A 24,100-nucleotide genomic window follows, 5' to 3' on the forward strand; every position below is an offset into this window, starting at 1 on the left:
GCCCGACCCGCGACCGGCAACCACCACAGGTAAGTACCGAGATACGAGAGGAACGGGTGATGGAAGGTCGGGCACGAGCCCCCGCGGCAGGGACGGTGTTGAACGCCCTCGCAACCGGAACCGGGTCCGCGTTCGCCATCGACGCCTACACGACGGCGACGGTCGATTTGGGTTCCGAGGGGAGCGTCGAGGGCGAAATCGCCGGCGCACCCGATGCCGATACGCGGCTGATAGAGCGATGTGTCGAACTGGTCGTCGACCGGTTCGGCGACGGGCAGGGCGGTCGGGTCCGTACCGAGAGCGAGGTACCGATGGCATCCGGGCTGAAGAGTTCCAGCGCGGCCGCGAACGCGACCGTGCTGGCGACGCTGTCAGCGCTCGACGTGACCGACGAACCCGGCCGCGAGGAGGCCTGTCGAATCGGCGTGCAGGCGGCCCGGGACGCCGGCGTCACGGTGACGGGCGCGTTCGACGACGCGAGCGCGAGTATGCTCGGCGGCGTGACGGTCACCGACAACACCGAGGACGAGTTGCTGGCCCGCGAGGAACGCGACTGGTCGGTGCTGGTGTGGACGCCGCCGGAGCGCTCGTTCTCCGCGGACGCCGACGTGGGTCGGTGCGAACACGTCGCACCGATGGCCGACCTGGTAGCCGACCTCGCCCTCGACGGCGAGTTCGCGCGAGCGATGACGGTCAACGGCCTCGCCTACTGTGCGGCACTGGGGTTCCCCACGGAGCCGGCCGTAGAGGCCATGCCGCTGGTCGAGGGCGTCTCCCTCTCGGGGACCGGGCCGAGTTTCACCGCGGTCGGGACGCACAGCGCGTTACAACAAGTGGAAGACGTCTGGACTGAGCGAGACGGTAACACATGGCTGACAACGACACAGACCGACGGCGCACAGAGGAGATGAACCTGGACGAACTCCGAGAGGAGATACAGTCGATCGACCGGGAGCTCGTAGAGTTGATCGCACAGCGAACCTACGTGGCCGAGACCATCGCGGCTGTAAAGGACGAGCAGGGACTCCCGACCACGGACGAAACACAGGAAAAGGCCGTTATGAATCGGGCCGGCGAGAACGCAAAGCGGTTCGACGTGGACTCGAACCTCGTGAAAGCGGTTTTTCGACTGTTGATCGAGCTGAACAAGGTCGAACAACGCGAGAGCAGATAGGCGGGTCATTTGTAACGACCCGAGTACAAAGGCGGCGTATGGACGGTGAGGCCGAGACCCAGAACGGCTTCCGAGGGACGGTCCAGTTCTACCTGCTGGACCACCAGACGCTGCCGGGGAAGGCTATCGACGTCGCGTTGCTCCTGTTGAATCTCCTGTTCGTCTGTCTTTTTATCGTGGAGACGTATCCCGTCGCAGACGGCTTTCGGGACCTGCTGTGGGCGCTCGAGGTGCTTATCGCCACCGTGTTTCTCGTCGAGTACGTCCTCCGACTCTACGGCGCGCAAAACAGGGTTGCGGAATTTCTGAACGGCTACGCGATGGTGGATCTGTTCGCGATTCTGCCGACGCTGTTGCTGGTCGCGTTCCCGGCGTCGATGTTCGCGGTCAACGTCGGTTTCCTGCGTGTGCTCAGAATCGTCCGTGTGTTTCGCTTTTACCGGTTTACGAAGGACGCGGAGTTTTTCTTCGGAACGGTCGAGGACAACACGCTGCGGGCGATGCGACTCCTCCTGACGATTCTGGTCCTCCTGTCCGCGTCGGCAGGTCTCTTTTATAGCGCCGAGCAGGCGGTCAATCCCGGTGTGGACACCTTCGGGGACGCCTTCTACTACACGGTCGTCGCGCTCTCGACCGTTGGGTTCGGTGATATCATCCCGGCGACGACGGCCGGCAGGTGGATCACCGTCGCCTCCATCCTCGCGGCGATAATCGTCATTCCGCGTCAGGCCAGCCGTATCGTCAGGGAGTGGACCACCCGTGAGAAAGTCACCGTCGCGTGTCCGGAGTGTGGGCTGGCGTCCCACGACCGGGACGCGTCCCACTGCAAGGCCTGCGGCCACGTCATCTATCAAGAGTACGACTCCAGGGGGTGACATCCTCCGCGCCGTGAACGGAGAGAGAGCGGAGTTCCCTCAGGCAGTCGGGCGTAGCCCGACGACGGCGCGGCTTCCCACGCATGGGGAATGCCAGCTAAGTTCCGCTGTTGCTGGCAGAGGGTTCCGACCGGTGGAAGGCTGAGAGAGTCATCTGCGAGTGTTTCTCGCTCGTCTCACGGTGTCGTTCGAAAGACGCGTCGCGTCTTTCGTGATCACGAGACGGCTCCCCCGTCTCGAACGAGGTCGTGGTGCTGTCACAGGCACTCCCATCCCGAGGCGAGTCATTGCCTGCCGGTTTCTCTCTCCCCACGCGTTGTGCAACGTTGATTGCGTCGTTTATGTCGCCCTGAAACGCCGTGACGTGGCACTTATGCTTGGTTCACCGGAACGTAGGCTTGTGCGGCTCTGTTTCCGATGTGGCCGCACTCGTGGCACGTCTGGCTGGTGTACTCCGGGCGGACGTACGTGACCGGGATACCGGCCTCTCGCGCTTTGTCCTCAACGCGGTTCTATAGTCGGCAGGGGTCAGTACTCCCAGAGTCGCTCGATGCGGTCCGCGATTTCGGGGTGAGCGTTCCGCAGGGCCGACGCCGCGACCTCGCCGTCGACGTTGATAACGTGAATCTCCCCGCGGCGGTCGCTGTAGATGTCCTGGAAGTCGTACACGACACCGATAACGGTGACCGAATCGGGGACGTCGCGGCTCCCGCGGAGGAACTCGACCTGCCGGTCGACGTTGTACTCGACGAGGTGGTTGATCGCGTCCGGACGTGGCAGGTCCGGTGGGAGCAGGTCCAGTCCCGGTTCGAGGTACGGCTTCAACAGGTCGAGACAGTGTGCGATGCCGTCGGGTTCTGCGATGCCCTCGGTCAGTGCGTCGTAGGTTGCGGTCACGGCTCCACAGCCCGTGTGACCGACGATGACGGCGACCTCGGTACCCGCGTGTTCGATGGGATAGAGGACGTCGCCGGAGACGGTGTCGCCGACGCCGGTCCGCTGGACGACGCGGTTCCCGATGTTACCACAGGTGAAAATGTGTCCGGGTTCGTCGTTCCGCCAGATACGGTCCTGGAGGACGCGTGAGTCCGAACAACAGACGGTGACGACAGCGGGGTGCTGTGCGTCCTGCACCTCGTCGAACCGCGAGCCAACGGTGCTGGCGTGTTCGGCGTTTCGTGCCAACAGATCGACGAAGAGTTGTTGCATAGTCGAAACGAGCACACGGCACCGATGTAACTCTTTTTAACGCGAAGACTGGACGTACGTAATCGGTCCGCAGACACCGGTTGCCCGGGAACGGCGGCGGAGAACGAACCGGGTTACAGTGTGTAATCGTCGTCGCCGGGTTCGTCGCGCATGGCGGGGTCTTGCTGGTCAGCGACGGACTGCTGGAACATGTCGCCGCCGAGTTCCTTGCTCTCCTCCTCTATGGGGCCGTAGGCCGACAGGCCCTGCGTGAGCAGTTTCTCGACGGCCTCGTCCCAGTTGACGAACTCACCCTGGCTGACCATCCGTTCGATGTCGTTCTCGACGCGATCGGCCAGCTCCATTTCTATCTTGGCCATACCCCCGCTCGGGACAACAGGCAGGTAAGATTTGGGTCTCCTACCTGAGCTCGAAACGTGCTCACCGGTGAGCTGTGCGGATCAGTCGACGGTTCCGGGGAACGTCTCGGCGAGGGCGTCGAGCGCCTCGTGATGCTCGGTCGTGTGAGGGGCCGTCAGCGGTGACACGCTGACTTTCCCGTCCACGACGGCACGGCGGTCAGTTCCTTCGGGGTCCGGGATGTCGCCCTCGCCCATCAGCTGCCAGATGCGGTCGTGGAGCGTGATTTCGCCGCCGTCGCGCTCGGCGTCCATCATGTACGCTTTGGACGGTTCGGTGACCGCCATCTCCGCGGGGTCGTCGCCGCTCTGTTCCGGGACGGGTGCGTTGACGTTGAGATAGTCCGCGCGCTCGAAGACGCCGGCGTCGATGGCGTGTTCGGCGAGATAGCGGGTCGCGCGAGCAGCGTTCCCGTAGGCGGACTGGGCCACGTTCATTTCGGTGTAGCTCGTGTCGGTGCTGACGGGAACGTACAGGGAGACGGCGATGGCTGGCACGTCGAAAAACGTGGCCTCGACGGCGGCACTAACCGTACCCGACCGCCCCAGGACGTACGCACCGAGGTTGGCACCCTGATTGCAGCCTGCGACGACGAGGTCGGCGTCGGGGACCAGTGTGCCCAGCCCGGCGATGACGCAGTCGGCAGGTGTGCCGTCGATGGCGTAGCCGAGCTCGTGTTCGCGGATCTCGACGTTGTGTGAGAGTGCACGGCCGACAGCACTTTGATCGGCGGCGGGAGCGACGGCTGTCACACTCCCGACAGCCGAGAGCACTTCATAAAGAGCGCGAAACCCGGTACTCTCGATGCCGTCGTCGTTCGTCAACAGAATCTCCGGTTCGGCCATATCGGTTCGTGAGGACGGCCGTCGCAAAAGCCCACCGCTAACCCGCGACACTCGGAGACTGAGCCGGAGCCAGTTTTTATGTGAGCCGTTTTAGTACGTGCTATGCATGGCAGAGGAGAGGACGCCGCCGGAGGATATGTCGGTGCTCGGGAATTGCCGTTGGCTACTGTTCGACCAGTTCGACGATTCGCGGGCCGACCGTCTCCGGAGTGCGTTCATTCTCATCGGGCTGGCGACAAGTTTCTTGACGTTCGTTGCGGCCACGTCTGCGTTGCTTCGGAGCGGGGAACTCTGGTGGGTCGCACTGATCCTCGGTGTCCTCGGCGCGGGAACCATCGCGTTCGTCTGGTTGCTCGCGCTCGGTTCGTTCGCGGAGTGGTTCGAGGGGGGGAGCGGGCTGGGAACTGGAGCAGACTGACTCAGGCGTCGGCAGGCACACAATCGACGACGCTCTCACCGTCGACGACCAGATTGTACGCGTTCTCGTCGTCGTTCCAGAGCGCCAGCACGTTCTCACAGACTAGCAGGTCGCCGTACTCGGCCGTCCGCAGGTCGCTGTTCAATGGCGACGCCTTCGTGAGAACGGCGTAGTGAGCGACCTGCTCGCTCCCGTCCCCGATTTTGAATAACGGGTTGGCGTCCCCCCCGGCGAGGTCGTGGCTCAGTTTGATCGCCGCCACGTCGATACGGTTCGAGACGTGGGTGTCCATGTCGGCCATCCGTGCGAACTCGCTGACCGACGGCGTGAACTCGACCCGGCACCGTCCGTCCGGCCGGAGGACGGTGTAGGCGTACTGGACGTCGACGTTGACGAATTCGCCGGACTCGTGGGCCGGGTCGCTGGCGGCCTCGTCCAGTCGGCGCTGGAAGGCAGGCGTTTCGAGGGCCGGTTGCACGTCGAACGACCAACCCTCGTCGGCCGGTGTCGCCGACGGCCAGAGCCGCACCGTCGGCGCGTAGACAGTCAGTTCGTCCTCGACGGCACGTTCGACCGCACGCAGTCCGATAGCGGTCTCGCGGTCGGCCGGCGCGAGCGCGACGAGTGACCCGTCGGCCGCGAGCGCGTCACGATAGCGGTCAACTACACCCACCGGGTCGTCGAGTTCGCTCAGGACGTTCGCGAACAGAATCAGGTCGTACTCCCCGTCCGGCTCGAACGCCTCGGCGGTCGTCTCGTGGGTTCTCGTCAGGAAATTCCGACCGGTCTCGTCGAGCACGGCCGAGAGAACCTCGGTCGCCGCGCTCGGTTCGACGGCGTGGTAGTCGACCAGCGCGTCGTCGGGTACCAGGTCTGCCAGCCCCAGTGCCGGGCCACCGACGCCGGCACCGACGTCGAGGACACGCAGTTTCCGCGGGAACAGACCGTCCGCGACCAGGTCCGAGAGGACGTACTGGACGGCAGCGTAGTAGCCCGGGAGGTGATACAGTGCGTACGCCAGCGCGGTTTCCGCGTCGTAGTCGACGTCGTTACCCCACAGGTAGTCGGTCTTCAGGTCGCGAATCCGCTCGCGAATCGCGTCGCCGGATTCCCCGTCGGGCCAACCCGCGCCGTATGCCTCGACGAACAGCTCTTCGAGCGCCATCGAGTACGCCGGCGGGAATCGCTCGACATCGTGGAACGAGACGGTGAGCGGCCCGTCTTCGACCGGCTCGAAGGTTCCGTCGTCGTTCTCCAGCAGTCCGAGGTCGAAGGCATCCTCCCGCAACACCTGTGTGATGGCGGCCGGGTGGGGTCGGCCTTCGACGTACTCCTGAATCTCCTCGGGGTCGACGGGTCGAACTGACTGGAGGTACTGTGCGTTGTTCCGGACCTGTTCGCGCTGGTCGGCGTTCACCGTCGGTCACCCGCCTCGCTGTAGAGCGTCTCGAGCGCGTCACCGTCGGCAGCCGCGAACTCGTCGGCCGCTGCGGCCACGTCGGCGGCTCCGTCGAACGCGCGCTGGATGTCTGCGTATACGCGCGCGTCGCCGCTGGTGACCTGCTCGAGGAGGTCGAACAGCGCCGCGGAGACGGGCGTCTGGAACTGGTCGGGCACCTCGTCGGCGGCCAACCCAAACGCGAGAACGGCAGCGTGGGCTTTCGCCTGGACGGTTTCCATGGCGCGGTCGTGTTCGGCGGCGGTCGTCTCGAAGACGGTGTTTCCGCGGGCCGTCAGCGCGTCTCGTATCGTGTCGGTCGTCGGGCCGGCGGCGTCGACGACGGCAGCCACGTTCCCGGGTTCGTTCGCCGGGGCGAACAGCGGGTGGAGACTCAGCCGTTCGCAGTCGGGCGCCTGGTCGCGCATAGCGGCGACGGGTTCGGCGGCCACTCCGGTCACGTCGACTACTGCGTCCTCGGCCCGGTTAGCGTGGGTGGCGATGGCCTCGACGACAACCGGAATCGGGACCGCAACGCAGACGACCGCGAACGATTCGTCGGTGTCGAGCGGGACGGTCCGGCCGTCCGCGGTGTCGGCGGCGGCGCTCGCGGCCGCGTCGTCGGGGTCGGCGAAAGCGACACGTGCCGGTTCGAAACCTGCCCGGACCGCGTCGGCGAACCACCGGCCCATCGCACCGGCACCGACCACGAGTACGTTCATGAATCCGCGTAACCGTGGCCCGCTCAAAAGCGGTTCGGGTCGACGACCGCGAGTCTTTTATCGCCGCGTTGACGCTACCCAGTATGGATAGGCGGGTAGCGCTGGCAGTCGCAGTCGCCGTCGCGACGGTCCTCGCCGGGTGTTCCTGGGTCGAGCGACCCGACCCCTCGGGGCCCGTACCCGGGGACACGACCGGTACCGCGACGGACGCTGGAATCCCATACGACCGACTGGCCGCACACACTGACACATTGCGGGACCGGGGGTACGAACTTCGTCTCGACGTGCGGGTCAGGACGCCGAACGGGAGCACGAACCTGACTGTCGACGTCGCCAGCGACCCGGACGGCGAGCGACAGTTGATTCAGAGACGAGCGGCCACCGGCACCCTCGACCGGTACGTCGACGGGACGCAGTTGTTCACTCGCTTCGCCGCCAACGGTTCGACGACGTTCGATACGGCCGACCTCGGAGCCAGGAACGTCACGTTCACGACCGACGGGCGGAACGACATCGCGTTCGTCAACACCGTCCACGGCAGCAGTCTCCGCACCCAGCGGCTCCGGCAGATCTACGAATTCGGCGAGTTCGGGCCGAGGCAGAACGTCACCCGCGACGGGCAGCGATACGCCACCTTCGACCTGACCGGCGCGGTGACCGGCCCGAACGCGACGGTGACGTTGAACCACTCGTCGGGCCGAATTCTGATCGCGCCGAGCGGCGTCGTCCGCCGCGCGAGCATCGACCTGCGGGGGACCCAGCGGGGCGAACCGTTCGTTTACGCCGTCGACTACCGGATCGGCGAGACTGGTGACGTGACGGTCCAGCCGCCGAAGTGGCTGGACGAGGCACGGCCCAGCGGCGACTCGACGAGTACACCACGGAACGGTACGGCCGGTTAGAGAACGAGTGCTTCGGGATAGTCGGTGAGGTTCTCGTACCCGTCCTCGGTGACGACCACGATGTCCTCTATCCGGATGCCGCCGACGGCAGGGTGGTAGAGGCCCGGTTCGACGGTGATGACGTGGCCGGGTTCGAGTTCGTCGCCGCCCGGACCGACGAGGGGCTGTTCGTGGACGTCCAGCCCGACACCGTGTCCCGTGTTGTGAATGAATCCAGTTTCGGTCGTTTCGTCGCTTCTGAGGGTCGGCTCACCCGCATCCTCGTACACGTCGCAGACGGCGTCGTGGACGGCCGTGCCGGTCGCACCCGGCTCGACGGCATCGAGTGCCGCTCGTTTTGCCGCCGCGGTCAGGTCGTACCACCGCTGGATCTCGTCACTGGGCTCGCCCTTCAGGAACGTTCGGGTCATGTCGGCGTGGTACTTGCTCGATTTGTCCTGCGGGAAGATGTCGATAATAATTGGCTCGTCGGCGGTCAGTGGGCCACTCCCGCGGTCGTGCGGGTCGGCGGCGTCGGCCCCACAGGCGACGATCGTCTCGTCGAGTGCACAGCCGTTGCGGAGGAGTGTCACTTCGATCTCCTCTTTGACCCGCTCGCTGGTGAGCGGGTCGCCATCGTGGTGGAGTGTTCCGTCCTCGACGGTCGCCGCGTCGAGCAGGGCCTCTGCTGCACTCATCGCGGCTTCGTTCGCCGTCTGTGCGGTGCGGACGTGGTCGATCTCCGCGCCGGTCTTGCTTGCCCGGATGTCCTCGATCACGTTGGTCCCGCCGCGGCCGATAGGCGGCGTGTCGGGCGTTCGAACCTCGATGCCCCGTTCGCGGAGTCCGTCGGCGGTCGCCAGCGGGAACCGTGCTGGAACGGCGACGGACTCGACGCCGCGGTCCTCGAGAAAGGATACGAGAACACGGCGACCACCCGTCAGCCGGCCGTGTTCCTCGACCAGCGCCGGCATGTCGTGGTCGACGTGGCGGTCGACCGAGACCGCTCGGCTCTCGGATTTCGCTCGTCCGTACTCCAGACTGGAGACCAGGAGGTGGACTTCGCCGTCGTAGAGCGTGTGAAACGGGTCGGGGGCCGAAAACCCAGAGAGGTACAGTTGGTCGGAGTCGTCACTGGCGGCGTCGATCAGGAAGCCGTCGACGCCGGCCTCCTCGAGGAAAGCGTCGAGTGCAGCGCGGTCGTGGTCCATAGGCCGATTTCGGGTCCCGACCGACAAAACCTCCTGGGTCGTCGCATCCGGGTCCGGTACCCTCATGCCGAGGGACTGCGAGGTCTCCTGCATGGACGTGGAGATTTCACCGTCTCGGGTCGGTGGGACCGTGCAGGCCCCGCCGTCGAAGAGTTACACACACCGGGCGATTCTCGCGGCGGGGTACGCCGACGGCGCGACCGTCACCGGTCCCCTCGTGAGCGCAGACACGCGAGCGACGATGCGCGCGGTGGCGGCTTACGGGGGCGCCGTGGACCGCAGCGACGACGACACGCTCGAGGTCGAGGGGTTCGGCGGCTGCCCCGATGTCCCGGACGACGTGATCGACTGTGCGAACAGTGGCACGACGATGCGTCTGGTCACCGCGACGGGTGCGCTCGCCGACGGTATCACCGTTCTGACGGGTGACGACTCGCTCCGGTCGCGGCCACAAGGACCGCTGCTGGATGCCGTCGAGCAACTCGGCGGGCGGGCAGAGAGTACCCGCGCGAACGGGCAGGCCCCGCTCGTGGTTGATGGTCCCGTAGACGGTGGGTCAGTGTCGATTCCCGGCGACGTGTCCTCACAGTACATCACTGCGTTGCTGATGGCCGGGGCAGTCACCGACGACGGGCTCGACGTCGGTCTGGAGACCGAGCTCAAATCCGCACCGTACGTCCAGATAACCATCGAAGTTCTGGCGGCGTTCGGAGTCGACGCCGTCGAGACGGACGACGGGTTCCGCGTCGACGGCGGCCAGTCCTACGTGCCATCGGGCGGTGAGTACGCCGTCCCCGGCGACTTCTCCTCGATGTCGTACCTGCTGGCCGCGGGGACGCTCGCGGCCGAGGACGAGCTTCGCGTACAGGGCGCTCAGCCGAGCGCACAGGGCGACGCCGCCATCGTCGACGTCCTGGAGCAGATGGGCGCGGACGTCGACTGGGACCGCGAAGAGGGGAGTATCACGACGCGCCGGTCGTCACTCTCCGGGGTGACGGTCGGCGTCGAGGACACGCCCGACCTGTTGCCGACGATTGCGGTGCTGGGCGCGGTCGCCGACGGGACGACGACGATCACCGACTGCGAACACGTCCGTTACAAAGAGACCGACCGCGTGAGCGCGATGGCCGAGGAACTGACCGCGATGGGTGCCACGGTCGAGGAAGAAAGGGACCGTCTCACGATCCACGGCGGCGAGACGGAGTTGCAGGGCGCGACCGTCGACGGTCGGGCCGACCACCGGATCGTTATGTCGCTGGCGGTGGCCGGGCTGGTCGCAGACGGGCCGACGACGGTCCGTGGTGGCGAACACGTCGACGTGTCGTTCCCGGCGTTTTTCGACGTGCTGAGTGGCATCGGTGCCGACGCGAGTCAGGAGTGACGGCCCGTCCCAGGTGAGCGGGGGAGACACACAGACGGGACGGACAGTCTGCGGCACGGTGTCGCGTGCGATCGCAGAGTGGGCCGCAGCGACTAGTTAGGACACGACCGGAGTTGGTCGCCCTCTCGTCGGTAAACCCTCGCCGAGGAAGTCCCGCGTTCGACGCTTTCTCAAGCTTCAAATGCCAGGGCCACTCAAAACTCAGTAATGAACGGTAACAGTTTCGGGCGGCTCTTCCAGATGACCACCTACGGGGAGAGCCACGGGGAGGCCATGGGCTGTACTGTGTCCGGGGTTCCGGCAGGCGTCGAAATCGAGGAAGCGGACATCCAGCAGGAACTCGACCGGCGCAAGCCCGGGCAGTCGATGATTACCACCTCGCGCGGCGAACCGGACGAGGTAACGATCAACAGCGGCGTACAGGACGGGTACACCACTGGCACGCCGGTCGGAATGGTCATTCAGAACAAGGACGCTCGCTCGGGCAAGTACGAGCCGTTCGTCACGGCTCCCCGCCCGAGCCACGGCGACTACACATACTCGGCGAAGTTCGGGACGCGCAACTGGGGCGGCGGCGGCCGCTCGTCAGCTCGCGAGACCGTCAACTGGGTCGCCGCGGGCGCCATCGCCAAGCAGGTCCTCGACGCCTCGGAACACGACGTGCAGATCAAGGCCCACGTCAACCAGGTCGGAGACATCGAGGCACCCGCAGTTACCTTCGAGGAGATGCTCGAACACACCGAGGAGAACGAGGTGCGGTGTGCCCACCCCGAGACGGCAGCGGAGATGCGCGAGGCTATCGACCGGTATCAGCAGGAGGGCGACTCGATCGGTGGCTCGATTTATTTCGAGATGCGCGGGGTTCCCCGTGGTCTCGGCGCGCCTCGCTTCGACTCGTTCCCCTCCCGTCTCGGGCAGGCGATGTTCGCCGTCCCGGCGACGACCGGCTTCCAGTACGGGAAGGGGCGGGACGCCCGCGAGATGCGCGGCAGCGAGCGTAACGAAGACTGGGAGTTCGACGACGGCGAGTCACGTCCAGAGACGGTCAGCGAGGAAGGTGACCCCCTTCCCGTCGGCAACGACCACGGTGGCCTCCAGGGCGGTATCACGACCGGCGAACCCATCTACGGCGAGGTGACCTGGCACGCACCGACGAGCATCCCCAAGGAACAGACGACCGTCGACTGGGAGACGGGCGAGGAGAAGGACGTTCAAGTCGTCGGCCGTCACGACCCGGTCCTAATGCCCCGTGCCGTTCCCGTCGTCGAGGCGATGCTCGCCTGTACGGTCCTCGACTTCATGTTGCTCTCGGGCCGGGTCAATCCCGACCGCATCGACGACCGACCCGGCGAGTACGACACCGACTACCACCCGTCGAGTCCACAGGAGGACCCAGAGGACGCCGCGACCCGGGCCGAACCGACCGAGGACGACGACTAGGGTTTCACCGCCGTCACGGCGTAGAACGGATCCGCTCCTCGCTGGACCGCGCTCTGGACGGAGGGTGTCCCGAACGCTCCGGTCGAGTCGAGGTAGTCACAGACGAGGGCCGCGCGCTCGTCCATCGACCGGGACCGCCACGCTCGAATCGCTTTCTGCGGAAACATCCGGCTCGAGAAACTCACGACCACGACGCCGCCGGGTCGGAGGACACGCGCCACCTCCGCGAAGACCCGACCGGGGTACCGGAGATACTGGACGGAGACGGCACACAGGACCGCGTCGACCGACGCGTCCTCCAGCGGGAGTGTCTGGTCCCCGTTGAGATTCTGGAGAAACCAGCCGTCGAGGCGGTCGTTTCGCTCGAGTTCGGCCTCGTTCAGCCCGTGGCCGACCACGTCGCCGAGCTCCAGGTCCGGCGGGAGGTGAGACACCCAACTGCTCATGAGGTCGAGGACCTCGTCGCCTGGCGAGAGCCGGTCGCGGTACAGCGCGGTCAGTCGCTCGCGGAACGAGTCGTCGACGTGCTGAACGAACCGTGGCTGGTCGTAAAACCGCTTGTCGTCACCGTCGAGGCGGCGCTGGCGGTCGATGTCGGAGAGAACTGATGACATAGCTTTCCTAAGAGAGCCGCAAAAATTAGCCTGACGCCTCGCCGCCGGACCGGGCCTCACGCAACTGGCGCCACTGACTCCGCGCACACCGGACCGAATCGACCAGTATCGCGAGGACGACTACCGCTCCGACCCACATGAGAAGTGGGTACTGGTCGAAGGCGCTTGTCGAAATCTCGACTAGTCCGAACGCGATCAGGAAAGCCAGCTCGACGAGGCGCTTGATATGACCCATCATCTGTGATTGTGAGCCGACTACTGTCAGCGTGTCCCATCTTTTCGACGCACCGACGATGAAACGGCGTGTTCCCGGCGACCCGAGACTTATGCGCCGGCCGCCCCTGACACGATTATGGACGCGAACCAGGAGACGGTCGCCAACCCATTCGGGATGGACGAGGACTGCAGACAGTGTCCGGCACTCTGTGAGACTCGGACACAGGTGGTTCACGGCTACGGCGACGTGAGTGCGGATTTTCTCGTCCTCGGCGAAGCGCCCGGGCCGGGTGCGGACGCGACTGGTATCCCGTTCACAGGCGACGAGGACGGCCGCACGGTCCTCTCGGTCCTCGCCGACCTCGGGTTCGTCGACGCGTTCGACAGCGACGAACCGACCGTCGAGAACGTCTTCCTGACGGGCCTGACGCGGTGTCACACCCCCGACCGACCACCCAGTGACGACGAGGTTCGTAACTGCGAGGGCTTTCTGACCGCTGAGGTACGCATGATCAATCCGGAGGTGATTCTGCCCGTCGGACAGCGGCCGCTAGAGGCGCTGGCATACGAGTACACGACAAAGCGGGCCGAGGATTTCGATGTCACGACCGACCACGCGACGACGATCAGGGGGCGCGGGTTCGAGTTGGTGCCGATGATGGCCCCTGAGGAGCAGACAGACGACCAGCGGACCGCACTACTGGAGCACCTCGCGTCGCTCCTGGACCGTGATTACAGACAGACGAAGGGGCGGCGGAACCGCTGATTACCAGTACGGGCTCGAAACGCCGCCGCTGCCGACGGTGCCGGCGGCAGTGAGGACGAGGACGAAGAACGCGGTGAGCAAGAGGGTCGCGCCGACTGCCGCGATAGAGGTCACGGCTGGGACGGCCGTCACGAGAGTTACGACTCCGGCGACGCTGCCGAGGACCATCGCGGCGACCACCACCGCGGCGACGAGCCCACTCATCTGTTCGTACATTATATTTCGAATTTGGTCCACGAGTGGTATAAACGGGACGGTTCCGGCGCTCGAAACGGCGCGTTCAAGGGCCGCCCGCGTCGATAGATACGTATGACTACCGTCGCCGTACTCGCAGACCCGCCGCGCGAGGGACTCGTTCTGCCGGAACTCGCCGCGGAGACACCGCTCTCGGAAGCCGAGGTGACCGACCTGTATACCGCCATGCTTCGGGACGTGTGTCGCGCCGTCGAGGCCAGCGGTGGTGACCTGCTCGTCAACTATCGTGACGACGACGACCTCCCCGCACACGACGGCGAATCCGCCGAAGCGCACCTCCGGGCGGCCGTCGCGCCGGCGCTGGAGTCCCCAGACGAGGCGCGGTTCGAGGTCCAGGTTGGCTCGTCGTTTTCGGCCCGGGCGGGCAACACGGTGACACATCTGCTCGGACAGGAGACCGTCACGTCGGCCGCGGTAGTCGAGCCGACGGCCCCGTTTCTGACACGTGGTATCGTCGACAACGCGGCGATGAAGCTCCGGCGGCACGAGGTCGTTCTCGGCCCTGCTGGTGACGGTCGGGTGTACTACGCCGGGTTCGCCGAGGAAATCGACTTCCAGGGCGCGTACGAACCGCCGGTCGTGGAGTCGCTGACCGACCGCGGCATCGCCGCCGAACACGGCGTCGACTTCCTGCCGATGACGCCGGTCGTCGAGACGCGTGCGGATCTCGTGACGGCGATCTCACAGACTGCGGCACGGGCCGGAGCCGAGCGGAACCACCCCGCCCACACCGCGGAGTGTCTGGCCAAACTGGACCTGGGCGTGACGGCGGACGAGAGTAGGGCGGAACTGAACCGCGAGTGACCGACAGGAATTAGACGCGGCGGAGAGAAAGGTAATCTGCGGTGGGATAGCGAAGTGGCCTAACGCGACTGCCTTGAGAGCAGTTGTCCTCACGGACTCTGGGGTTCGAATCCCCATCCCACCGTCCGTCGGCACGAACTAGTTCGTGAGTGACAACGACGGACGAGGAGGCGAATCTGTGAGCCAGAGTGTGGAGTGTCCAGCGAGCGAACGAGAACGACCGTGGCTCGAATCCCCGTCTCACGGTGGGTCTGCGGGCGAACCGCTGAGCGGCGCTGACGAGGGTCTCTCGTGTTCCGCGAGGTAACACAGGACGTGACGACGGCCCGGGAACGAGAGCGGCGACTGGAGCGCCACGACGGGCGACTCGTCGAATTCGTGACGTGGCCCGCGACCGCTGGAGGCCAGCGGCGACTCTGGCCCCCGAACAGTTGTGGCCGTCGACGGGGCGCGACTAGCATAGGATTTCGCTTCGCCCGGCTGCAGTGCAGGAGCGCCGGAGGCCGACGGGGACGGACGCGGAGGATAACGCTTTTGCGTAGTTCGACCCGAGCATACGGCATGAGCGATTGGCCGCACGACCCCGATGGAGACGAAGGCAGCGAGGGACGCCGTAAGTACGGACAGGCGATCATCGCGAAGAAAATCAACGAGGACGAGGACTTCCCGCTCTCCAGAGCGGAGTTCGTCGAGGAATTCGGCGACGAGCCCATCCGAATCGACTACGAGACGGTCGTCAGCATCGCCGAAATCTTCGAGAACGTCGATCAAGAGGAGTTCGAGGACTTTCCGCACTTCCACAGGGTCGTCGGCCAGTCCATGCGTGATGCGGGCTACTGGCCGTACGAACTCGCCTGAGCGACGCCACGCTTCCTTCTGACCCCAGTTCGGACCGACCGGTCACTGGAGTGTGCAACCGCGACACATACTTGTGGAATGGTATCGTATACCAGGGACGAGCTATGGCGACACATTCGACGGACCGGATACCGGACGGAGAGAACGGAACGGGACAGATACCGGCACACGTCGTCGACGAGTTGCTCGCGTCGCGGGCGCGCCGCCGGCTTCTGCGGTGCCTTTGGGGCGCGGAGGAGCCGGTGCCCGTCGACGACCTGGCAGCAGATCTAGCGGGGTCGGAGGCCGAAGACGAGCGTTCGGAGGCCGGCGAGACGGCGGTACCCACCAACAGGCAGAAAACGCGGATCGACATCTACCAGAAACACCTGCCGAAACTAACGGAAACTGGCCTGGTCGCGTTCGACTCGCGACTGGGGACCGTGGCGTTCACCGGCGGGCCACGGGTGACGGCGCGGTTGGAGGAAGAGTCGTAGACGAACCGTCGACACCTGTCGGAGCCACGGGCAGTTATCGGTCTGGAATCGAGCGATGGTCGCTGTGACGGACGCACGGGCGACTCACGTCCAAATGGACAACTGCGGCCCCCGGGTAGCCACCTCTCGTGCGACCGGGGCCGACGCAGAACTGAGCGTCTGAACCACGCTGGCTCGAATCTTCGAAAGAGTTTGTCTAAAGCTCGAGCGGTATTAAGCGTGGTGCAGATAGCTTTTAGACACCGTGTGTGAAAATATAGCACATGAACGGTAACGTCACGGTTGGACAGGTGATGCGGCGGGACTACGTGGGTGCGAGTGAAGGCGACGGACTCGCCGAGACGGCTGCGCTGATGCTCGAGGAAGATGTCGAGACGGTCGTCGTGTTGCGTGGGACGGCCCCTATCGGGATGGTCACACAGCGGGACGTACTAGAGACGACGGTCGAGCGGGGTGACCTGTCGTCTGTGGCAGTGGCAGACGTGATGCAGAACAATCCACCGACGGTCGGGCCCGGCGAGTCGCTGGCGGCGGCGACCGACCGGATGTCCGGGACGGATTCGCGGCACCTCCTGGTGATGGAGAACGACGAACTGGCCGGCGTAATCACCGAACACGACGTGGTAACGGCTTCGACGCTCGACCCCGGAGTCGAGAGCGAGCGGATGGAGGCGGAGCGAGCCTCGGTGGAGGCGGTGACGGCGACGGCCGAGGCGGCGGCGACCGACGAGGAGTACTCGAACCAGGGGATCTGTGAGCTGTGTGGGTCGCTGACCCGGGACCTCTCGACGTTCAACGGCCAGCTCGTCTGTAGCGACTGTAAAGACGTCTGAACACAGTGCGGTCGTTCTGGCGTCTAAGGGTACCGGGTACGGACTCCGGTGGGAATGCGGCAGGCAGACGGGGTGAGACGTTCGGTGACCCCACAACAAAACACATATCCTCTATCGAACGGGACAGAGGAGCATGGGGATACCGACGCTGGACGACCTCGCCGTCGACGGCACGACGACGGGGGTGCGCGTTGACATCAACAGCCCGCTGGACGGGGATGGTCGCCTCACCGACGACGCCCGGTTGCACGCGCACGTCGGCACGCTGCAGGAACTGCTCGAACGTGGCGGCAAACTCGCCGTCCTCGCCCACCAGGGTCGCCCCGGTGGCGACGAGTTCGCCACACTCGAAGACCACGCGGACCGCCTCTCGGGACTGCTCGACCGGTCCATAGAGTACTGTGACGCCACTTTCTCCGCGGAGGCCCGGGACGCGATCGAGGGTCTCAGTCCGGGCGAGGCAGTCCTGCTGGAGAACACACGATTTTACAGCGAGGAGTATATGGAGTTCCCACCGGGGGAAGCCGCCGAGACGTTCCTCGTCGACCGGTTGGCTCCGGTTCTCGAGGCGTTCGTCAACGATGCCTTCGCGGCCGCGCACCGCTCACAGCCGTCGATCGTCGGTCTACCCATGCGGGTCGACAGCTACGCGGGCCGCGTTATGGAACGGGAACTCGACGTGCTGAGCAACATCGAGGACACGCCACGACCGCGGGTGTACGCGCTCGGCGGTGCGAAGATCGCCGACGCCCTCGACGTGGCCGAGAGTGTCCTCGAACGCGGACTGGCCGACGAGATTCTCACGGGTGGGATGACCGGGAACGCCTTTCTCGCGGCCAGTGGGGTGGACATCGGGGAGCCGTCGATGACGGCAATCACCCACCGCGACGCGACGGCCGTCGAGCAGGCCGAGGCCCTGCTCGCCGAGTACGGCGAACTGATTCACCGTCCGGGGGACGTGGCCATCGAGCGGGACGGTGAGCGCGTCGAGGTCGGCGTCGATGAGTTGCCGGTTGACGCGCCGGTGTTCGACGTGGGTGAGACCACTGCCGCCGCATACGCGGACGTGTTCGAGACCGCAGGGACGGCCGTGCTGAACGGCCCGCCGGGCGTGTTCGAGGACGACAAGTTCGCCCACGGCACCCGTCGTATCTTCGGCGCGGCCACTGGCGCCGAGTACAGTATCGTGGGCGGGGGCGATACGGCAGCGTCGCTTCGGCAGCTAGGCATCGAGGGGTTCGACCACGTCAGCACCGGTGGCGGTGCGGCGCTCCGACTGCTCACCGGCGAGGAACTGCCGGCGGTCGAGGTGCTGCGCGAGTAGTGAACGTGCAACGTCCGGACACCGACGTGGCCGAGACAGTCACGAACCTCTGGGTGGAACTCGCGGAGGAACAGCGTTGCGTCGGTTCGCACCTCCGAGCAGTCGAGAATCGTGACACTATCGGCGATAACGTGCGCCGAGCTATCGTCGCCGACGGACTCTACGTCGCTGTCGCCACTGCCGACGACGACTTCGACGCCGAACCAGACACCGTGCTTGGATTCGTCATGTTCAACGCAGGGAAAGAGCTGCTGGCGACGACGGCGACACGAGGGACTATCGAGAATCTCTACGTGCGCCCCGAGTACCGTGACCGGGGGATCGGCGCTGAGCTGATGACGACCGCCGAGGAGAAGCTGGCGGCGCGCGGCGTCGACGCGGTGAAATTGGAGGTGCTGGCGGAGAACGAGGCAGCCCGGCGGTTCTATCGGCGACACGGTTACGACCCACACCGGGTCCAGCTGGAGAAGCCGGTGGAAAGCGATAATCACTCAAAGGGGTAGGCGCTATCCCGAGACGTGCCAGGGGAGCTTGGGCGGTCCAAGCACCCGACTTGTAATCGGGAGTTCGTGGGTTCGAATCCCACCCCTGGCTTCGGGTTTTAATTCAAAACCGTTGTTGCTGCCCGTTCGTACTCACACCTGCGTAATCAGGTCATCGAACACATCCAGAGTTGTCTGTTGGCGTGCGTCCTGCTCAAAAAGCAGGGGACTATCGGCTGTGGCCTCCCTTAGGACCGCTTCAGATCCGTGAACACGGCAGCACGTCACGGCACCACGGCAACTGACCTGGAGTCCGGACTCGTCGAACGCGACGGGACTGACGAGCCGACGAACCCGCACACACTGGCCGGGGACGGGCCTGCGCTCCCGAGTGGCTGCGCCGCCATCATCGAGGAACTGCGAAGCTGACCGGCGGCGCGGTTTTCTCGCCGGGCCACGACAGACGGTCTGGCGCTCCTGGGTTCCGGGAACGTGCCGCTGCCGTGGCCGAAACTATATATAGTCACAACGACCAACAAATGTTGTCGATTGTGGTTACGACAATCGTTCGGAGCAGACGATGGAACTGACACGCCGAAATCTGCTCGTCGGGCTGGGGACCACGGCAGTCGCGGGCAGTCTCGGGGCGGCAGTGTACGGCGGTGTGACCGACGACGGAGAGCAGACACCATCGGCACTCGTTGCGGGGAGTCTGCTGAGCCTCGCCACGCAGGTCCCCGGTGCGACGGTTGAGGCCCACGGGAGCGTCGCCGCCAGACAGTTGCTCCGGGACGACCTTCGCGACCCGGATGCGGTCGCACTGGCCGACCCGCGGCTTTTTAGAGGGGTGGCAGAGAAGGCGACGGCGTTCGCGACGAACGCGCTGGTGGTGGCGTACAACCCCGACGCTGAGCAGGCGGGCGCGGTTCGTGAAGACTGGATGGGAGCCGTCCAGCGGTCCGCTGTCGGCGTCGGCCGTACCGACCCGGCAGTCGACCCGCTGGGCTACCGGACGGTGATGCTGCTCCGACTGGCCGACGGCGAGGGACTGCTTGACGCCGACCGTACGCTCGACAACGCCCGAATTCTTCCCGAGACGGACCTCGGGAACGTCCTCGAACGGGGCGGCCTGGACGCCGCCTTCGTCTATCGTAACATGGCCGTCGAGCGCGACCTCCCGTACGTCTCCCTGCCCGACCGGATCGACTTCTCCTCGCCCGCGGCGGCCGACAGCTACGCCCGGGCATCGTACGACCTCGACGGTCGGACGATACACGGGAAGCCGATCCGATACGCCGCGACGGCGCTCACTGACGCCGGTCAGCCGTGGATCGACCGGCTCACCGGCGGCGGTCGACGGCTGCGCGAGGCAGGATTCGGTGTCCCCGAGTCCTATCCGGACCGTCTCGTAATCGAGTGACGCCCCCGGCAAAGCCGGCGGTTTCCAGGCAGCGTGAGCGGAGTTCGGTTTCGACCGCCGACCCCAACGGGTTCACCTCGAGGGCTCCCGTCACCGACACTCGGAGTCGGTCTCGCTCACTGTTCGGTCCCGTCCGGGGTTGGTCGGCTCTGTAGCGTCAGCATGGAGACGTATCCGACGAGCAGCCCCGGCCAGTAGGTCGTGAGCCGAAACAGCACTGCGGCCGTCACGGCGGTCGCCAGTTCGACCGGAAAAAACAGTGTCACCAGCGCCGAGAACGCCACTTCGTACGTCCCCGATCCCCCAGGGGTTGGCGAGAGGGTCGCGACGACCGAGAGATTCACGATGAGATACAGCGGGACGAAGTCGGGTTCGATACCGAGTGACAGGAAGACGAAATACAGTGAGACGATCTGTGCGACGATTGCGAGGTGGGAGAAGCCCGCGGTCGTCGCCAGGAATCGTGGGTCGCTCCCGGCCTCCTGGAACGCGTCTTCGATCCGGTCGACCCGCTCTTTCAGCGACTCGACGACGGATTCGGCTCGGTCGAACCGGCTTCCGATGAGATTCAAGACTGTGGTCAGGACAGCACCGAGCGCCTTGTTCTCCGACCACAGGAGGTACGCTACCAGTCCGCCAACGACGACGATCAACACCGAGAGGATCGCAATATCGAGGAGGAGTCCATCTATCGACCCGAACGCGGCGAGATACAGGAGTCCGCCAAGCGTGAAAGTAAAAAACGGCGTGGCATTCAGAATGTCGGCCGAGATGACACACGCCAGTGACGTTTCGTAGTCGGTACCGGTGTTGTCCGAGACGATATACGCCATGATGGGCTCACCACCGAACTGTCCGAGCGGCGTGATCGAGTTCAGGAAGTGCCCGGACAGAAACATCCGCACAGTCCGTGAGAGCGGCGCGTCGATCCCCATCCGCCGGAAATACCGGTACCAAACCAGCGCCCAGACCAGCAGCGACGAGAACCCGACGAGGACGGCGACCGCGAACAACATGGGGTCGGCGCGCCCGATGGACGACAGAAACTCGTTTAGGTCCGCCAGGTAGAGCAGTATCGCGAACAACAGTCCGGTGACACCGAACCAGAGCGCCCCCTTTCGGCCGAGGGTTATCGGGAGTCCCATCGACGCCTCCTGTTGGTCTCCGTCGACGATTCCGGCCCGTCCGGGGTTCGCTGACGCCTCGAAGTCGAGAGTCGCTCACCCGGTTCCGTCCCCGACGCTGCGAATCGTTCACGGTCCTCGTCGGACGTGCAGTTTCCCATGGTTCCTATCGTCTCCGGTCTCGGTTACCTGTAGCCCAGTTCTTCGAGCCGCTGTTTAATTTCATCGTCCATCTCGTCGTCGGGACCGACGTCCGGGTCCCCGTCCTCGGGCGACCGGTCCGCCGACGCGAGTCCGTCGACCGCGTTCCTGAGGTCGTCCGGAACCGCGACCGCCGCGCCGGTCGTGAGGTCGTACGCGTCGTATCGCGCCTCGCCGTCCTCGTCGACCGATTTGACGACTTTCGTCCCGTCGCGTTTAACATACCTGTACTTCCGGTAGTACTCGTCCCAGCGGTCCCGCGGGATGTAGCCGGTGAAGTTCTCCGGGTACTCGATACCGCCTTTTACCGTCTCACTGAAAACCCTCTCGGGACGGGGCGCGATGCCGGCGTAGTAGGGGACCAGTTCGTTGAGCTTCCGCAACTCGATCGGTCGTGCCTCGGTCTCGGAGCCGAGGTCCGGGTGGTCGACCAGCAACACCGTGTTCACGACCGGCTCCGTGACCGTGAACTGGTGGCCGAACTGCTCGCCGTCCTCGCAGAGCGCCTGGCCGTGGTCCGACAGCACCACCACCACGGTATCGTCGTCGAGGCCGTTCGCCGCCAGCGCGTCGACGATTCGCCCCACGAGGTCGTCGGTGTAGTCTACGGAGGCGTCGTAGACGTTCCGGAGGTCCTCGTAGTCGATATCGTCCATGGTGAACATGTCTTTCTGCCGGTGTGGGATGTTCGCGTCCTCGGCCACGCCGTGGCGGTTGGCGTAGGACTTCGGAGGGTGGTACGGTTCGTGGGGCTCCATCAGATTGACGTACAGGAAGAACCGCTCGTCGTCGCCACGGTCGCCGAGATACGTCTCGACCGCCTGCACCGTCTCCTCGGATTTCGTGGAGTCGTCGACGCCAAACAGCCTGAAGAATCGGTCGAGCTGGCGGCCGAGCACGCGACGCGGCGTGTCGCCCATCGCGTGGTACAGTTTCGTCCCGAGCTTCGAGAGCCGGACGCTCACCTCGTTGTCCGCCCTCCCAAGGAAGTTCTCGACGTACTCGAAGTCCTCGGTCATCCCCTTGTGTGGCGTGATCCAGACGTTCGGGGTAATCGCTGCGGTCGAGTAGCCCGCCGTCTCGAACTCGGTGACGAACGTGTCACCGCCAGTAAAGTAGCTCCTGTCGTGTGTCGTTCCGTGTTCCCACGGGTACTCGCCGGTGAACATCGACGCGTGTGACGGCAGCGTCCAGGGGGCCTGTGTGACGGCGTTCTCGAAGACGACAGCCGAATCACCGAGGTCCTGCATGTGGCTGGTGAAATCGACGCCGTCGTTGTATACGGAGAGCCGGTCTTTCCGCAGTGAGTCCAGCACGAGGAACACTACGTTTTTCTGCCCCGTAGCGGCGTCTTCCATGCTGGCAACCGAGTCGGGTGGGTATTAGTAACTTTGAATTCGGTCGGAGACCGGATCGAATACCACACCCCATTTATTCAATAGGAGCGATAGGGCGACCATGAGTCAAAAAGTCGCGATCGTCTACTGGTGTGACGGCGCGGGACACGCGGCGAGGAGCATTCCGGTCGCGAAGGAGCTCGAATCCCGCGGCGTCGAGGTGTCGATGGCCGGTGGCGGCAAAGGCCAAAAGTTCGTGGAGGTCAACGGCTTCGACCATCCCGGCCTCACGACGGTGACGGTCGAGGGGAGCACGCCGATCCCGTTTCTGAAGCACACGCTGTTCGATCTGGTTCCGTCTGCGGCCCGGCGAATGCGGGAGGTCTATGCGTGGCTCGAACGTGAGGACCCGGACACGCTGATCACGGACGACGTGTTCGCGGGGCTGGCGGCGGCGAACCTGGGAATCGAGTTCTACCGGATCGACCACCTGACGACGGACCTCCTGGACCCGGTCTGGACGGTCCCGTTGACGGTCTACAACGAGATTTCGCTGGCGTTCGCCGAGGGAATTATCGTCACGTCACTGTGGGCCGACGACCCCGACCCGAAGGGCATCACCCGGGTCGGGCCACTCGCACAGGAGGGCGACCAGACCGACGATGTCGAACCGTACGACGTCCTTCTCAACCCGGGAACGCACGGGGAGAACTTCGGCGCGATCCGACGCCAACTCGAGGCCGACGGACTCGACGTCAGGTCTGTCACCGACGACGACTGGGAAACCGTGCCGGCGATGACGCCATACACGGCGGCCGCAGACGTCGTCGTCTGTACCGGGTTTTCCTCCATCGCCGACACGGTCGTTGCGGGAACGCCATGTGTGATCTATCCGTTCCTGCCGTTTCAAAAAGCGCTCGCCGAGCAGGCCGAACGGAGAGGCATCGACGGTATCGCGAGAGCCACGAGCGTAGCCGAGGCGGTCGAGAGCGTGCGGCAGTTCCGTGCCTCCGAGGAGCGCCCGAAGTACGAGAACGGTGCGCCGGCGTTCGCCGACGTCGTTCTGAACGGGTAACGGCCAGACGTGCGAGCCGTACCCACAGTCCCATCCGAACGGAGCTACCGACACCGACGGAGAAGTCCGCGTCGGACGCCCGAGCGAGTTCTATCTGCTCTACTCCGGAGACACGACTCCGAGAGCCGGCCGGTCCGCGGAGAAACTCTCGGACGGCATCGGGCCACGGTCGCTCGTCCGGCGAGAACCAGACCGACGCGGACGCCTCCTCACCGCCACAGCTCCGTTGGGAGTCACTTTTTAGCAGTCCATAGGCGCTAAGCCCCCGTCCTCAAGCAGCCGCCGAAGGCGGCGAGTAAGCAGGGGTAGTTCACCCTGGCAA

General features: G+C 65.1%; 29 protein-coding genes and 2 tRNA genes. 19 read left to right on the forward strand and 12 right to left on the reverse strand.

Annotation, left to right across the window (positions count from 1 at the left end):
- The first annotated feature begins 59 nt into the window (after positions 1-59).
- From Q0964_RS15610 to Q0964_RS15620, 3 genes are read left to right on the forward strand one after another with little or no spacing between them, the layout of a single operon-like run.
- Positions 60-911: a shikimate kinase gene (locus Q0964_RS15610; RefSeq protein WP_299269470.1), complete on the forward strand. Its 852-nt coding sequence runs from the start codon at positions 60-62 to the stop codon at positions 909-911.
- On the forward strand, positions 869-1,174 hold the full coding sequence (locus tag Q0964_RS15615) for a chorismate mutase (RefSeq protein WP_299269348.1): 306 nt from the start codon (positions 869-871) through the stop codon (positions 1,172-1,174). Before Q0964_RS15610 ends, Q0964_RS15615 begins: the two co-directional genes overlap by 43 nt.
- Positions 1,175-1,212: 38 nt before the next feature.
- A complete protein-coding gene (locus Q0964_RS15620; protein WP_299269350.1) occupies positions 1,213-2,049 on the forward strand; it encodes an ion transporter in 837 nt (278 codons plus the stop codon).
- 371 nt (positions 2,050-2,420) lie between these two features.
- Here the strand turns inward: Q0964_RS15620 and Q0964_RS18515 are convergent, their stop codons facing one another.
- The 4 genes from Q0964_RS18515 to surE form a co-directional block, all read right to left on the reverse strand.
- On the reverse strand, positions 2,421-2,528 hold the full coding sequence (locus Q0964_RS18515) for a zinc ribbon domain-containing protein (RefSeq protein ID WP_414652178.1): 108 nt from the start codon (positions 2,526-2,528) through the stop codon (positions 2,421-2,423).
- 49 nt (positions 2,529-2,577) lie between these two features.
- On the reverse strand, positions 2,578-3,258 hold the full coding sequence (locus tag Q0964_RS15630) for a carbonic anhydrase (RefSeq protein WP_299269351.1): 681 nt from the start codon (positions 3,256-3,258) through the stop codon (positions 2,578-2,580).
- Between the two features lie 113 nt (positions 3,259-3,371).
- Complete coding sequence (locus Q0964_RS15635) at positions 3,372-3,617, reverse strand: DUF7120 family protein (protein WP_299269353.1); 246 nt, start codon at positions 3,615-3,617, stop codon at positions 3,372-3,374.
- Positions 3,618-3,698: 81 nt separating this feature from the next.
- On the reverse strand, positions 3,699-4,502 hold the full coding sequence (gene surE, locus Q0964_RS15640) for a 5'/3'-nucleotidase SurE (protein ID WP_299269355.1): 804 nt from the start codon (positions 4,500-4,502) through the stop codon (positions 3,699-3,701).
- A gap of 106 nt (positions 4,503-4,608) precedes the next feature.
- Here surE and Q0964_RS15645 point away from each other — a divergent pair, with 106 nt between their 5' ends.
- Complete coding sequence (locus Q0964_RS15645; RefSeq protein WP_299269357.1) at positions 4,609-4,920, forward strand: amastin family protein; 312 nt, start codon at positions 4,609-4,611, stop codon at positions 4,918-4,920.
- Position 4,921: 1 nt separating this feature from the next.
- On the opposite strand, the gene Q0964_RS15650 is transcribed toward Q0964_RS15645, so the two are convergent.
- Both Q0964_RS15650 and Q0964_RS15655 read right to left on the reverse strand, forming a co-directional pair.
- A complete protein-coding gene (locus tag Q0964_RS15650; protein WP_299269359.1) occupies positions 4,922-6,337 on the reverse strand; it encodes a small ribosomal subunit Rsm22 family protein in 1,416 nt (471 codons plus the stop codon).
- Positions 6,334-7,080 carry a prephenate dehydrogenase/arogenate dehydrogenase family protein gene (locus Q0964_RS15655; RefSeq protein ID WP_299269361.1) on the reverse strand — a complete coding sequence of 249 codons (747 nt, stop codon included), beginning with the start codon at positions 7,078-7,080 and terminating at the stop codon, positions 6,334-6,336. Before Q0964_RS15655 ends, Q0964_RS15650 begins: the two co-directional genes overlap by 4 nt.
- An 83-nt stretch (positions 7,081-7,163) precedes the next feature.
- On the opposite strand from Q0964_RS15655, the gene Q0964_RS15660 reads away from it, so the two are divergent.
- Positions 7,164-7,982: a DUF7537 family lipoprotein gene (locus Q0964_RS15660; RefSeq protein ID WP_299269363.1), complete on the forward strand. Its 819-nt coding sequence runs from the start codon at positions 7,164-7,166 to the stop codon at positions 7,980-7,982.
- Here the strand turns inward: Q0964_RS15660 and Q0964_RS15665 are convergent.
- Positions 7,979-9,172 (reverse strand): M24 family metallopeptidase, encoded by a 1,194-nt coding sequence (locus Q0964_RS15665; RefSeq protein ID WP_299269365.1) that lies wholly within the window; start codon positions 9,170-9,172, stop codon positions 7,979-7,981. The two genes, Q0964_RS15660 and Q0964_RS15665, sit on opposite strands and share 4 nt — an antisense overlap.
- Positions 9,173-9,263: 91 nt before the next feature.
- Between Q0964_RS15665 and aroA the strand changes: the two genes are divergently transcribed.
- Together aroA and aroC are read left to right on the forward strand one after the other, a co-directional pair.
- A complete protein-coding gene (gene aroA, locus Q0964_RS15670) occupies positions 9,264-10,553 on the forward strand; it encodes a 3-phosphoshikimate 1-carboxyvinyltransferase (protein WP_299269367.1) in 1,290 nt (429 codons plus the stop codon).
- A gap of 207 nt (positions 10,554-10,760) precedes the next feature.
- Positions 10,761-11,993, forward strand: a complete 1,233-nt coding sequence (gene aroC, locus Q0964_RS15675) for a chorismate synthase (RefSeq protein WP_299269369.1) — start codon at positions 10,761-10,763, stop codon at positions 11,991-11,993.
- On the opposite strand, the gene Q0964_RS15680 is transcribed toward aroC, so the two are convergent.
- Complete coding sequence (locus tag Q0964_RS15680) at positions 11,990-12,607, reverse strand: class I SAM-dependent methyltransferase (RefSeq protein ID WP_299269371.1); 618 nt, start codon at positions 12,605-12,607, stop codon at positions 11,990-11,992. The genes aroC and Q0964_RS15680 overlap by 4 nt on opposite strands.
- Before the next feature lie 25 nt (positions 12,608-12,632).
- Complete coding sequence (locus Q0964_RS15685; RefSeq protein ID WP_299269375.1) at positions 12,633-12,845, reverse strand: hypothetical protein; 213 nt, start codon at positions 12,843-12,845, stop codon at positions 12,633-12,635.
- A 114-nt stretch (positions 12,846-12,959) separates the two neighbouring features.
- Here Q0964_RS15685 and Q0964_RS15690 point away from each other — a divergent pair, with 114 nt between their 5' ends.
- Positions 12,960-13,589, forward strand: a complete 630-nt coding sequence (locus Q0964_RS15690; protein WP_299269378.1) for a uracil-DNA glycosylase — start codon at positions 12,960-12,962, stop codon at positions 13,587-13,589.
- On the opposite strand, the gene Q0964_RS15695 is transcribed toward Q0964_RS15690, so the two are convergent.
- Positions 13,590-13,805: a hypothetical protein gene (locus Q0964_RS15695; RefSeq protein WP_299269381.1), complete on the reverse strand. Its 216-nt coding sequence runs from the start codon at positions 13,803-13,805 to the stop codon at positions 13,590-13,592. It abuts the gene before it with no gap.
- A 93-nt stretch (positions 13,806-13,898) separates the two neighbouring features.
- Here Q0964_RS15695 and Q0964_RS15700 point away from each other — a divergent pair, with 93 nt between their 5' ends.
- The 10 genes from Q0964_RS15700 (at position 13,899) to Q0964_RS15745 (ending at position 20,041) form a co-directional block, all read left to right on the forward strand.
- Entirely contained in the window at positions 13,899-14,648 is a 750-nt protein-coding gene (locus Q0964_RS15700) for a glycosyltransferase family protein (protein ID WP_299269384.1), read from the forward strand.
- A 40-nt stretch (positions 14,649-14,688) separates the two neighbouring features.
- A tRNA-Ser gene (locus Q0964_RS15705) sits at positions 14,689-14,772 on the forward strand.
- A 437-nt stretch (positions 14,773-15,209) separates the two neighbouring features.
- On the forward strand, positions 15,210-15,506 hold the full coding sequence (locus tag Q0964_RS15710; RefSeq protein WP_299269387.1) for a DUF5785 family protein: 297 nt from the start codon (positions 15,210-15,212) through the stop codon (positions 15,504-15,506).
- 104 nt (positions 15,507-15,610) lie between these two features.
- Positions 15,611-15,982, forward strand: coding sequence for a DUF7344 domain-containing protein (locus tag Q0964_RS15715; protein ID WP_299269390.1), 372 nt, complete (start codon positions 15,611-15,613; stop codon positions 15,980-15,982).
- 263 nt (positions 15,983-16,245) lie between these two features.
- A complete protein-coding gene (locus Q0964_RS15720) occupies positions 16,246-16,815 on the forward strand; it encodes a CBS domain-containing protein (RefSeq protein WP_299269392.1) in 570 nt (189 codons plus the stop codon).
- A 133-nt stretch (positions 16,816-16,948) separates the two neighbouring features.
- The gene (locus Q0964_RS15725) at positions 16,949-18,139 is read left to right on the forward strand and encodes a phosphoglycerate kinase (RefSeq protein ID WP_299269396.1); all 1,191 of its coding nucleotides are present in this window, start codon (positions 16,949-16,951) and stop codon (positions 18,137-18,139) included.
- Complete coding sequence (locus Q0964_RS15730; RefSeq protein ID WP_299269399.1) at positions 18,139-18,642, forward strand: GNAT family N-acetyltransferase; 504 nt, start codon at positions 18,139-18,141, stop codon at positions 18,640-18,642. Before Q0964_RS15725 ends, Q0964_RS15730 begins: the two co-directional genes overlap by 1 nt.
- A 17-nt stretch (positions 18,643-18,659) precedes the next feature.
- Positions 18,660-18,733 (forward strand) — tRNA-Thr (locus Q0964_RS15735).
- Between the two features lie 155 nt (positions 18,734-18,888).
- The gene (locus Q0964_RS15740; RefSeq protein ID WP_299269401.1) at positions 18,889-19,050 is read left to right on the forward strand and encodes a hypothetical protein; all 162 of its coding nucleotides are present in this window, start codon (positions 18,889-18,891) and stop codon (positions 19,048-19,050) included.
- Between the two features lie 151 nt (positions 19,051-19,201).
- Complete coding sequence (locus tag Q0964_RS15745) at positions 19,202-20,041, forward strand: extracellular solute-binding protein (RefSeq protein ID WP_299269404.1); 840 nt, start codon at positions 19,202-19,204, stop codon at positions 20,039-20,041.
- A gap of 116 nt (positions 20,042-20,157) precedes the next feature.
- On the opposite strand, the gene Q0964_RS15750 is transcribed toward Q0964_RS15745, so the two are convergent.
- Together Q0964_RS15750 and Q0964_RS15755 are read right to left on the reverse strand one after the other, a co-directional pair.
- A complete protein-coding gene (locus tag Q0964_RS15750; protein WP_299269407.1) occupies positions 20,158-21,186 on the reverse strand; it encodes a lysylphosphatidylglycerol synthase transmembrane domain-containing protein in 1,029 nt (342 codons plus the stop codon).
- 164 nt (positions 21,187-21,350) lie between these two features.
- Positions 21,351-22,724, reverse strand: a complete 1,374-nt coding sequence (locus Q0964_RS15755; RefSeq protein WP_299269410.1) for a sulfatase — start codon at positions 22,722-22,724, stop codon at positions 21,351-21,353.
- A 100-nt stretch (positions 22,725-22,824) separates the two neighbouring features.
- Between Q0964_RS15755 and Q0964_RS15760 the strand changes: the two genes are divergently transcribed.
- A complete protein-coding gene (locus Q0964_RS15760; protein WP_299269413.1) occupies positions 22,825-23,778 on the forward strand; it encodes a glycosyltransferase in 954 nt (317 codons plus the stop codon).
- The last annotated feature ends 322 nt before the right edge of the window (positions 23,779-24,100 follow it).

Source organism: Halorientalis sp. (assembly GCF_028275115.1).
Taxonomy (GTDB): Archaea; Halobacteriota; Halobacteria; order Halobacteriales; family Haloarculaceae; genus Halorientalis.